The sequence below is a fragment of the Listeria farberi genome (assembly GCF_014229245.1).
Taxonomy (GTDB): domain Bacteria; phylum Bacillota; class Bacilli; order Lactobacillales; family Listeriaceae; genus Listeria; species Listeria farberi.
Genome location: NZ_JAARZJ010000013.1, coordinates 48938 through 61048 on the forward strand (window position 1 = coordinate 48938; position 12111 = coordinate 61048).

Annotated in this window: 8 protein-coding genes; 4 read left to right on the forward strand and 4 right to left on the reverse strand. The window is 39.7% G+C overall.

What is annotated here, in order from left to right; genetic code table 11:
* Positions 1-155 precede the first annotated feature (155 nt).
* The 3 genes from HCB45_RS11995 to HCB45_RS12005 are packed head-to-tail and all read left to right on the forward strand — an operon-like array spanning position 156 to position 3202.
* The gene (locus HCB45_RS11995) at positions 156-1400 is read left to right on the forward strand and encodes a sugar ABC transporter substrate-binding protein (protein ID WP_185608197.1); all 1245 of its coding nucleotides are present in this window, start codon (positions 156-158) and stop codon (positions 1398-1400) included.
* Between the two features lie 60 nt (positions 1401-1460).
* Positions 1461-2354, forward strand: coding sequence for a carbohydrate ABC transporter permease (locus HCB45_RS12000; RefSeq protein ID WP_003762776.1), 894 nt, complete (start codon positions 1461-1463; stop codon positions 2352-2354).
* 17 nt (positions 2355-2371) lie between these two features.
* Positions 2372-3202: a carbohydrate ABC transporter permease gene (locus HCB45_RS12005; RefSeq protein WP_003729785.1), complete on the forward strand. Its 831-nt coding sequence runs from the start codon at positions 2372-2374 to the stop codon at positions 3200-3202.
* Positions 3203-3248: 46 nt separating this feature from the next.
* On the opposite strand, the gene HCB45_RS12010 is transcribed toward HCB45_RS12005, so the two are convergent.
* A complete protein-coding gene (locus HCB45_RS12010; protein ID WP_185620033.1) occupies positions 3249-4718 on the reverse strand; it encodes a glutamate synthase subunit beta in 1470 nt (489 codons plus the stop codon).
* A gap of 14 nt (positions 4719-4732) precedes the next feature.
* Positions 4733-9325, reverse strand: a complete 4593-nt coding sequence (gene gltB / locus HCB45_RS12015) for a glutamate synthase large subunit (protein ID WP_185620035.1) — start codon at positions 9323-9325, stop codon at positions 4733-4735.
* Positions 9326-9518: 193 nt separating this feature from the next.
* Here gltB and gltC point away from each other — a divergent pair, with 193 nt between their 5' ends.
* Positions 9519-10406, forward strand: coding sequence for a glutamate biosynthesis transcriptional regulator GltC (gene gltC / locus HCB45_RS12020; RefSeq protein ID WP_185620037.1), 888 nt, complete (start codon positions 9519-9521; stop codon positions 10404-10406).
* Here gltC and HCB45_RS12025 read toward each other — a convergent pair.
* Positions 10403-10921, reverse strand: coding sequence for a GNAT family N-acetyltransferase (locus HCB45_RS12025; RefSeq protein WP_185320009.1), 519 nt, complete (start codon positions 10919-10921; stop codon positions 10403-10405). The two genes, gltC and HCB45_RS12025, sit on opposite strands and share 4 nt — an antisense overlap.
* 2 nt (positions 10922-10923) lie before the next feature.
* Complete coding sequence (locus HCB45_RS12030; RefSeq protein ID WP_185620039.1) at positions 10924-12030, reverse strand: iron-containing alcohol dehydrogenase family protein; 1107 nt, start codon at positions 12028-12030, stop codon at positions 10924-10926.
* Positions 12031-12111 lie beyond the last annotated feature (81 nt).

Sequence of the window (12111 nt, forward strand, 5' to 3'; positions counted from 1 at the left end):
CGAAACGTTTCTATAAAATATTGTGTATGTGAATTTATTTTCACAATTTGCTTCATCCCGTACGGCGCTCAAGTTCCGTACAACAGTTTTTATTCTTTAACAGCTTTTAGCTAGTCAAATTGCTTTGAAAAAAACAAAAAAATGGAGGAAAAATCATGAAGAAAAAGATGTTTGTCGTATTAGCTTTAGTGTTATCGCTTAGTTTGGTATTAATGGCGTGTGGCGGGTCAAAGGATGATGTGAATTCCAGCGATTCTAAAGTATTAAATGTTTGGGCAATGGGAGATGAAGCCAAGTCATTAAAAGAACTCGCACAAAAATTCACGAAAGATACTGGCATCGAAGTCAAAGTTCAAGTTATTCCTTGGGCAAATGCACATGATAAATTACTTACAGCTGTTGCTTCTAAATCCGGTCCTGATGTAGTCCAAATGGGAACTACTTGGATGCCTGAATTTGTCGAAGCTGGTGCGTTACTAGATATTACAAAAGATGTCGAAAAAAGTAAAAATATGAATTCTGATTTATTTTTCCCTGGTTCCGTGAAAACAACTCAATTTGATGGCAAAACTTACGGTGTTCCGTGGTATGCAGAAACTCGCGTATTATTCTACCGTACCGATTTACTGAAAAAAGTTGGTTATAATGAAGCGCCAAAAACTTGGGACGAACTTTCCGACGCTGCACTAAAACTTTCTAAACGTGGTAAAGATATGTACGGCTTTGCCATTGATCCAAACGAACAAACGACTGGTTTCATTTTCGGACGTCAAAACGGCTCCCCTCTTTTCGATAAAGATGGTCAACCAGTATTCAATAAAAAACCTTTCGTAGACACTGTTACTTATTTAGATAGTTTCATTAAAAATGGTTCTGCTCCAGACACTGATCTTGGTTTAGATGCATCTCAAAGCTTCGGCGGCGACGGCATTGTGCCAATGTTCATGAGTGGTCCTTGGATGGTTAATACACTGAAAGACACTGCCCCTGACATTGACGGAAAATGGGCAACTGCTGTACTACCTAAAAAAGAAAATAACGAATCAAGCCTTGGTGGCGCTAACCTTTCCATTTTCAAATATAGTGATAAGAAAGATGATGCTCTAAAATTCATGGACTACATGAGTCAACCTGATGTGCAATTATCTTGGTTAAAAGATACAAACTCCATGCCAGCTCGTATGGATGCTTGGGAAGATGATATGCTGAAAAATGACCCTTACTACAAAGTATTCGGCGAACAAATGAAAACAGCTGAACCAATGCCACTTATCCCACAATTTGAAGAAATTGCTCAATTATACGGAAAATCTTGGGAACAAATTTACCGTGGCGGTGCAGATGTACAAACACAAATGGATACATTTAACGATCAAGTAGAAGCACTTCTTAAAAAATAACGAATAAAAAGGGCAAATGATTTATTCTGCCATTTGCCCTTTTAGAATGGACTGGATGTTATGAAACAATTTTTAAATAAAAATACACCCTATTTGTTTATATCGCCAGCACTGTTTTTACTTCTTCTGTTTTCCCTACTTCCGATTTTGCTTGCTTTTGTCATCAGTTTTACGGACATAGATTTAGTCGGGCTTGCCGATTACTCTAAAATTAACTTTGTTGGTGTGGACAATTACGTCAATATTATGCAAGACCCGGTATTTTTAAAATCTATTTTTAACACGCTTTTCTATGTAGTTATTGGCGTTCCACTGGTTATCGTTTGCTCGCTTGGTATTGCGCTTATGATTAACTTTTCGCAAGCAAAGATTTTCCAATTTTTCCGGTTAATTTTCTATACTCCTTCAATTACAAACGTTGTCGCTGTAGCCGTTGTTTGGAGTTACTTATATAATCCGCGCTTTGGTTTACTTAACTATTTGCTTTCGTTTTTAGACCTAGGACCAGTTCCATGGTTACAAGACCCTACAATTGCAAAATTATCCCTGATTATCCTAGCTGTTTGGCGAGCAATCGGTGTAAATATGATTATTTTCTTAGCCGCACTTCAAGGCATTCCACGTGAATATTATGAAGCAGCCTCACTTGATGGAGCAAATAGCCGCCAACAACTATTTAAAATTACTGTTCCAATGCTTCGTTTCGCGATTTTCTTTGTAACAGTTACAACAATGATCGGTTGGTTACAATTCTTCGAGGAGCCGTTCGTTATGACAGAAGGTGGACCACTTGATAGTACAAACTCTGTCGCACTCTTTATTTATCAAAATGGTTTCCAATTAAGTAAATTTGGTTATGCCGCTGCTGGATCGTTTATCTTGTTTATCGCGATTATTATTATCACGATTATTCAATTCCGGATTCAGCGCAAAAATAATGATGGGGATATTTAAGAGAGGAGTGTTTATAAATGAATCAATATAGACAAAAGTCGCGCGGCGCTCAAATTGCCGTCATTAGTATTTTAACGGTTGGCGGATTCTTTATGATTTTACCGTTCATTTGGATGGTGCTCTCCTCTTTGAAAACGGATGCTGAAATTTTAAAAATCCCACCTACTATTTGGCCAGAAACTTTTACACTAGATAATTTCACCAAACTATTCACTGAAATGGACTTTGCTATTTACTTAAAAAATACGTTAATCATTGTGTTCTTCTCGTTTTTCGGTTTATTTTTAAATGCGATGGCGGGTTACGGCTTTGCTAAATTTAAATTTAAAGGGAAAAACAAGTTATTTTATCTTGTTCTGGCTACGATGATGATTCCAGGGCAAGTAACAATGATTCCGGTTTACTTGCTGCTTAATGCGGCTGGATTAACGAATACAATGACAGGGATTGTGCTTCCTGGACTTGTTGGTGCATTCGGGATTTTCTTATTCCGACAATTTATGTCAACCATTTCCGACGATTTACTAGAAGCAGCAAGGCTCGATGGTGCTAGTGAATTTTACATTTTCTGGCGGATTGTTATTCCGATTTCCAGACCAGTGCTTGCGGTTCAAGGGATTCTTACCTTTATCGCTGGTTGGAACTCGTTCTTATGGCCGTTAATTATCGCCAACGATGAAAAATTCTATACCCTATCAGTTGGACTTCAATTATTAAAAGGTCAATATGGTAGCAACTATGCCTTACAAATGGCTGGGGCAACCTTCATGGTTATTCCAATCATCTTAATTTTCATGACTTTCCAAAAATATATTTTAAAAGGCTTCAATGTTTCTGGAATGAAATAATGGACCAAAAAAGAGCTTACCCTTTTTTAGGATAAGCTCTTTTTTATTAAGGTAAAAATGTTTCACCCATCAAGTAAAAGTCAACTTCACGAGCCGCTTCTCTTCCTTCTGCAATTGCCGTTACTACTAAGCTTTGACCATGACGTGCATCGCCGCAAGCAAATACGCCTTCTTCGCTTGTACGGTAAAATCCTTTAGCAGCATCAATTGTATGGCGTTCTGTTTTTCCTACACCGAAGTTTGTAAAAATATCTTCTGTTGTACCTGCAAAACCGATGGCGATTAAAACCATATCTACTTCAAAATATTTTTCGCTGCCTTCTACAGGAATATATTTCCTTTCTTTCTTGTTTTCCACTACTTCTATAGTATGCAGTCCCACAAGATTTCCCGCCTCGTCTTTTTCAAAAGATGTAGTATTAATGAGATACTCACGTGGATCTCTTCCGTATACCGCTTCTGCTTCTTCGTGCGCGTAGTCCATTTTAAAAACGCGTGGATATTGTGGCCAAGGATTCTCTCCAGCACGTAATTCAGGAAGTTTATCTTGAATACCAAATTGATAAATACTTTTTGCACCTTGTCTTAGTGCAGTTGCTACACAGTCGGCGCCTGTATCCCCGCCACCGATAATTACCACATTTTTATCTTTAGCGGAGATGGTTTGGTTCCCGCCGTTGTCCAAATTATCCCGCGTGCTTTGCGATAAATACGGAACAGCAAAGTGAATACCAGCTGCATCACGTCCAGCAAGTGGGATATCTCGTGCATTACCGGCTCCTGTCGCAAGAACGATAGAATCATACTCTTCGCGTAGTTCTGCAAAAGTAACATCTGTCCCTGCTGCAACACCTGTGACGAATTCGATTCCTTCTTCCGCCATCAAGTTCACTCGGCGCGTTACTTGTTCTTTCTCTAGTTTCATCGTTGGAATACCGTACATTAATAAGCCACCAATGCGATCACTTTTTTCAATGACCGTTACGCTATGGCCAGCTTTATTCAATTGATCGGCGCAGGCAAGTCCAGCCGGTCCTGATCCAATTACAGCAATTCGTTTACCGGTACGTTTTTTAGGAGGAGCCGGTTTAATCCAGCCTTCTTCAAAACCTCGGTCAATAATCGCTTTTTCGATGGATTTAATCCCTACAGCAGGTTCCGAAATTGCCACCGTACAGCCACCTTCACACGGTGCCGGGCAAATTCGACCAGTAAATTCCGGAAAATTATTTGTTTTTAATAGTAATTGTAATGCCTCATACCAGTCCCCTCGGTAAACAGCATCATTCCACTCTGGAATTAAATTATGCAGCGGACAACCTGATACGCCGTTTTTAATCTCCATTCCTACACTACAAAACGGTACGCCACAATCCATGCAACGAGCCGCTTGTAAAGTTAAATCTGCTACCGGCATTGGTAAACTATATTCGTTCCAGTCACGGGTCCGACTTTTCGGATCACGCCCTGGAGAGGGAATTCGGTCATATTCCATAAATCCAGTTGCTTTTCCCATGGTTTCACTCCTCTCTATTTCGCCACTCCGGCAACTAATTTTCCATCTTTATGTTCATAAAAAGCTTGTAATTCTGCTTCATCGTGTGTTTTTCCAGTTTGTTCTAGTGAAGTTATTCTTGTTAGCATCATTTCATATTCGTTTGGAATGACGAAAATGAAATTCGCCTTTTCATCTTCCCAGTTACTAAGAATTTCTTTTGCAAACTCACTTCCAGTAAAGTTAGCATGTTGCTCGATTAATTGTTTTAGTTTAGCTAATTCTGGTGCAGATAACGTAGACCTACTGTTTACAAGTTCGTGGTTGATTTTTGTAGTTGTTTCCTGGCTGTTTTCCGTATAAATGTAAGCAACCCCACCAGACATTCCAGCTGCAAAGTTCTCACCAATATCACCAAGAACAACTACCGTACCTCCTGTCATATATTCGCAACCATTGTCGCCGATACCTTCTACTACAGCTGTTGCACCACTATTACGTACAGCAAATCGTGCACCTGCTTTTCCGTGCATATACGCATATCCACCTGTTGCCCCGTAAAGCGTTACATTTCCAACAATCGCAGAGTCATGAGCTTTAATTGGCGTTCTATAATCTGGACTCACAATCAATTTGCCACCAGAAAGTCCTTTTCCAAAGTAATCATTGGCATCGCCGTGAATTCGGAGCGTCATGCCAAGTGGCGTATAAGCACCGAAGCTTTGTCCAGCTGAACCAACAAAATCGAGTGAAATGGTATCTTCCGGCAATCCTTCTGCACCATATTTTTTGCTAATAAAGGAACCAGCAATCGTTCCAATCGCGCGGTCAACATTCCGTACATCGAAAATTCCAGTTACTTTTTCACCATTTTCTAGTGCTGGCTGAATTAATGGCACAAGTTCGCGCATATCGAGTGTTTGGTTGATTTTGTGGTCTTGTTGTTTTGTGCAATATTGGACTTGGTTTTTATAGAAATCATCGCTATAAAGCATATTCGAAAAATCGATATATTTTGCTTTCCAATGCGCTTCTTTTTTCTCGTGAGTAGTTAAAAATTCTTTATGTCCAATGATTTCTGTTAAACTTCTAAAGCCAAGTTCTGCCATCATTTCACGCATTTCAGCAACGATAAAATGGAAGAAGTTCACGACATAATCTGCTGAACCACTGAATTTTTTCCGAAGCTCAGGATTTTGCGTTGCTACCCCAACTGGACATGTATCTAAATGGCAAACACGCATCATCACACAACCTAATGTTACGAGTGGCGCGGTTGCAAAACCGAATTCTTCTGCGCCGAGCATGGCCGCAACAAGGACGTCTTTCCCTGTCATTAACTTACCGTCAGTTTCCACAACCACTTTGTTTCTAAGTCCATTGAGAAGTAACGTTTGGTGTGTTTCTGCTAAGCCAATTTCCCACGGTACTCCTGCATGACGGATACTTGTTCTTGCCGCGGCACCAGTTCCGCCTTCATAACCACTTACCAAAATAACGTCGGCATTTCCTTTTGCTACACCCGCAGCAATCGTACCAATACCAGTTTTCGAAACTAGCTTCACATTGATCCGTGCATTTTGATTCGCATTTTTCAAATCAAAAATCAGCTGAGATAAATCTTCAATGGAATAAATGTCATGATGTGGTGGTGGTGAAATCAATCCTACACCTGTTGTTGAACCACGTGTTTTCGAAATCCATGGATAAACTTTATTCCCTGGCAAGTGTCCACCTTCACCGGGTTTTGCCCCTTGAGCCATCTTGATTTGTAGCTCTTCGGCATTGACTAAGTAATGGCTTGTTACACCAAAACGACCAGATGCAATTTGTTTGATAGCACTTCTACGCCAGTCGCCATTTGCGTCAGGAATAAAGCGGTTCGGGTTTTCGCCGCCTTCTCCACTATTACTTTTCCCGCCGATACGGTTCATTGCGATAGCAAGCGCTTCATGAGCTTCTTGACTAATCGAACCATAAGACATCGCGCCAGACTTAAATCGTTTAAAAATCGCTTCTGCCGGCTCTACTTCATCCAGTGGAATCGGCTTGCGGTCACTTGTAAACGTTAATAACCCCCTTAAAAAGGCATTATTTTGATTTTGCATTAAATCTGAATATAGATTATATGTTTCTCGATCATTTTCTCGAGTAGCTTGTTGCAAAGAATGAATCGCAAGTGGGTTATATACGTGATATTCTCCGTTTGAGCGCCACTGATACTCTCCGCCTGTATTAAGTGTGAAACTTTGGTACCCGATATCATGATAGGCTTCGCGGTGTCGCAACCAAGCTTCTTGCGCGATAACTTCCAGTGGAATTCCACCAATTTGTGAGGCTGTTCCCGGGAAATAATTTTTAATCACATCATCGCCAATCCCAATCGCTTCAAAAATCTGGGCACCACGGTAACTTTGAACGGTAGAAATCCCCATTTTTGACATGATTTTTAAAATCCCATCGGTAATTGCTTCAATATATCGGCTTTCCGCCTCATCTAGCGTGAAGCCTTTAATACGTCCTTCTTTAATTAAGCCATCAAATGTATCAATTGCAAGACTTGGAAATACTGCGTCTGCCCCGTAGCCAATTAAAAGCGCACATTGATGAACGTCTCTTGCTTCTGCCGTTTTGATAATAATACTCACTTGAGTTCGCGTTCCAGCTTTAACTAAATGATGATGTAAGCCGCTGACAGCTAAAAGGGCTGGAATTCCAATCCAATCTGCGTTCACCCCGTCGTCTGATAAAATAAGCAATTCTGCCCCACCTGCGATTTTTTCATCTGCTTCTGCAAATAATACTTCTAAACGTGCCGCTAAACCATCCCGTTCCTCTGCTTTAAATAAAATTGGTAAAGTAACAGTTGGTTGGGCAAATTTTGTTTGTTGCTCAAGTGCTCTAAATTCCCTTCGAGATAAAATAGGCGTTTTCAAACGAATCCGGTTTGCATTTTGAGCAGATGGATTTAGAATATTGCCTTCGTCTCCAAGTAGCGTCATCGCAGAGATCACTGTTTCTTCGCGGATGCCATCAATGGGCGGATTCGTTACTTGGGCAAAAAGTTGCTTAAAATAATTAAATAATACTTGTGGTCGTTGACTTAAGACAGCAAGTGGTGCGTCGTAACCCATCGCCCCCATTGGATCCTTTTTCTCCGTTACCATCGGAATCAAAATTTTATTTAGTTCATCTTGTGTGTATCCAAATGCACGTTGTTTTTTAAAGCGTTCTGACTTATCCATTGCTTCATAATTTAAATCTGCTGTCACTAAGTCAGCGATTTCTGCCATTTCCGCATCTAACCAGGCACGATATGGTTTTTCCAAAGTTAGATCTTCCTTTAATTCAGTGTCTGACACAATTCTGCCTTCTTCTAAATCAATTAACAACATCGTTCCTGCTCCAACAGTTTCTTTGCGAATAACCTCACTCGGATCCACTGGCACAACACCTGTTTCCGAAGAATAAATGATTGTATGGTCTTTTGTTTCGTAATAACGTGCCGGCCGTAAGCCATTTCTATCCAAAATCGTCCCGATAACACGACCATTTGTAAATGAAATCGATGTCGGTCCATCCCAAGGCTCCATTAACGTACTATGATATTCGTAAAAAGCGCGTTTTGGATCGGTCATGTGTGGATTTTTGTCCCAAGGTTCTGGAATTAACATCATCGCCGCATGAGGTAACGAACGTCCTGCCTGCACTAAAAATTCTAATGCATTATCCAAAGTAGCTGAATCACTACCACTTTCATCTATAATTGGTAGTAATTTAGCTAAATCTTCACCAAGTAAATCAGATTCTGCTCTTTTCTCCCGAGCTTTCATCCAGTTAACATTGCCTCGTTGTGTATTAATTTCACCGTTATGAATTAAATAACGATACGGATGCGCTCGTTCCCAACTTGGAAAAGTATTCGTGGAAAAACGAGAATGCACCAGCGCAAAAGCCGATACATACGCTGGATCTGCTAAGTCTAAATAATATTGATTAATTTGTTCTGGTAATAGCATTCCTTTAAAAATAACCGTTCTCGTTGATAAACTTGGAACGTAGAAAGTCTCTGTAATTTGTTCGGAAGTCGCCGCAAATTTTTCGATTTGCTTTCTAATTAAATAAAGTGCTCGTTCAAACCCAGCTTCATCTAGCTCAGCTTTTTTTTGAATGAATAGTTGATAAATCGCTGGTTCTGTTTTTCTTGCACCGGCACCAACCTTTGTTACATCAGTTGGTAATTTACGCCAACCAAGGAAAGTTTGGCCTTCACTCGCAATCAGTTTTTCCGTTTCGACCATTAAACATTCACGTTCTGTTTTGTTTTGAGGGAAATTAAACATCCCAACCGCATAATGATATTTTTCAGGCAATTTAATACCTAATTTGCTACACTCACGTCGGAAGAAAGAATCTGAAATTTCAAGTAAAATACCAGCGCCATCGCCCGTATCCCCACCAACTTCTCCACCACGGTGCTTTAACTGACAAAGCATATGAATGCCTTGCTCGACAATTTTATGAGAAGAAATCTTTTTAATATTTGCTACGAAGCCAATTCCACAAGCATCGTGCTCATTTTCCGGATTGTATAGGCCGTGTTTTTTTGGTAAATTAGTTTGTTTCATCTTAGTTCCTCCTCTTCAAAAACCGAATCCTTCAGGGGTTTTTCTGGTAATTATTTAAATTAACTGACAATTAACCAGCGATTCAGCTTACCTTACATTTCTTGTAGTATCTATTTTATTCCTTTTCATTTATCGAAACAATATATATAATAGAATAAAACAATCTCATTTCGAGAACAATTGGAGGTAAGAAATGGAACTACGACAATTAAAGTATTTTATGGAAGTAGCCCGTGTCGAACATATGACCAAAGCTAGTGAGAATTTACACGTAGCCCAATCTGCCGTTAGTAGACAGATAACGAAACTAGAGGAAGAACTAGGTGTTCCGTTATTTGATCGCATTGGTCGCAATATGCAACTTACAAGTGTCGGTCAAGATTTCCTGAGCCAAGCTACCATCGCATTAAATGAACTGCAAAAAGCGGAGGCTCTCGTAACCGAATACACTGATCCCACAAAAGGAACTGTTCGTGTTGGCTTACCCAATTCATTATCTACCAAAGTCTTGCCGTCAGTTATTTCTACTTTTCGAGAAAAATATCCACAAATCACCTACCAATTTATGGAAGGAACAAATGAAGAACTTACCGAAATGCTTGTGAATGGCGTACTTGATATGACTTTTCTTTCACCTGTCCCTGAATCTAATGAACAAATCGAAGCTATTCGTTTTTTTGATGAAAAGTTGAAATTAATCGTTCCAACAACCCACCCACTTGCAGAAAATTTCAATGTTTCACTCAAAGAACTCGCCAATGAAAAATTCGTTCTTTATCCAGAAGACTTTGATTTATATAAGATTGTTACAAAAGCGGCAAATAAAAAAGGCTTCGAACCACAGATAGCCTTTCAAAGCAGGGATTTTTACACAATTCAAGGATTGGTCGGCGCTGGGCTTGGCATTAGCATTTTACCAGAAATGATTTTAGATGGTGCAATTTTTAAAGAAACAAAAAGTATCGCTTTACGGGATAAAGAATTGCGTCGTTCCGTTGGCATTATTACGACAAAAAAACGGAATCTATCCCCTTCCGAGAATTTGTTCCGTTCCTTTATTATTTCATTCTTTTCTCATTAATTATTTTCAGAAAAAGCGGGTGGATAATGAATAGTTCCGGCTAAATTTTCTAAACTTCCATCATACAATTCTAATAACATAAAGTATTCAGCAGGCACATCAAATGGCGCAGGAATAGCAAAATGCTCAGAAGGAATAAATCCAAATCGCGGATAATAATTAGCATGTCCAAGCACTGCAATGGCTGGATATGCTTTTTCGCGTGATAAGCGGATGCCTTCTTCCATTAGACTTGAGCCAACTCTAGTCCCTTGATATGTTGGTAAAACAGCAAGCGGTGCAAGTGCTAAAATAAACCTACTTCGTCCCGCGGCTTCAAGTGAAATTTCACTAAACATGATGTAACCAACAATAAGTCCATCCTCCGCTTCTGCGACTAGGGATAAACCCGGTTGGTAATAATCGGATGTCCGGATACTTTCAATTAAATCTGCTTCCACAGTGCCTTTAAAAGCTTCCTCATTCACACGACGAATGGCCTCGTAATCTTGTGGTTGTTCTTTACGAATAATCATTTTTACTTAGTCACTCGTTTCATTGCCATACTATCTTCTAACTGTTTCATTGCATTTAATACCACATCAGCCGTCATTTCTCCAGGCATCATATGAATTGTTTCATGCGGTTCAGTTGCACGTTTAGATACTGCCACAAGCGTTTCTTCTGCGAGTGTCGCAAGCCCCATATCATACAAACTAGTTGGAAGACTTAATTTGGAATAAAACGGTATTAGTTGGTCGATTTCATTCCATCTATTTTCGATAACTAGTTGCACTAAGATTCCATAAGCTACTTTATTACCATGTAATAAATGATGTGTTTCTGGAACCATAGTTAGCGCGTCATGAATCGAATGCGCTCCGGCACAACGGCCATAATCATCCCCAAAACCGCCAACCATTCCTCCAACTAAAATATTTGTTTCGATAATTTTAACAAAAGCTTCATTTAGCTCTTGTTTGTCCATGGCAGCAAGTGCTTCTTCACTATATTGTAGCAAATTATCACGACACATTTTGGCAGCAAAGTGGGCTATTTCGATTTCGACAGATTTGTTTGGTAAGGAATTAATTATCACATCTGCTTCGTACCATTTGGCTAATGTATCACCTATTCCTGCTATAAGCAATTCTCTTGGTGAATCTAAAATCATTTCCGGATCGATTAATAACAGCGCATTACTACTAGCAAATACATCGTAACGAATCATGGCTCCCTCTTCATCGTACATCACACTAAGAGGCGTATAAGCTGCACAAGTTGATGCAAGCGTTGGTAAGATAATAACTGGCAAACGTAAAACTGCTGCTGCCGCTTTACATACATCGGCAATTTTCCCGCCACCAACAGCGATTATTGCGTCCATCTTATTAGTTTCCATTATCGCTACCAAACGATCACGTTCCTCATAGGTAGAACCACCATTATATACTTCAAAAGTAGATGTAACACTTGATAATTCAGGGAATTTCTTTTTAGCCACTTTCCAAGACGCATTTCCACGAACTACTAAAACATTTTTCAAACCGCGGCGTTCTAAGTGAGCAGGCAATGTATCCCATGCGTCTACTTGGCAAAAATACTCTTGTGGAGCTCCGCGAACAATCAATTCTTTATTCAACAAAAATCATCCCTTCTGTCTGGCACGGTCGGATATTCGGCTGCGACATTTATAATTCAAATTGTATCGGAACTTAAACCTACT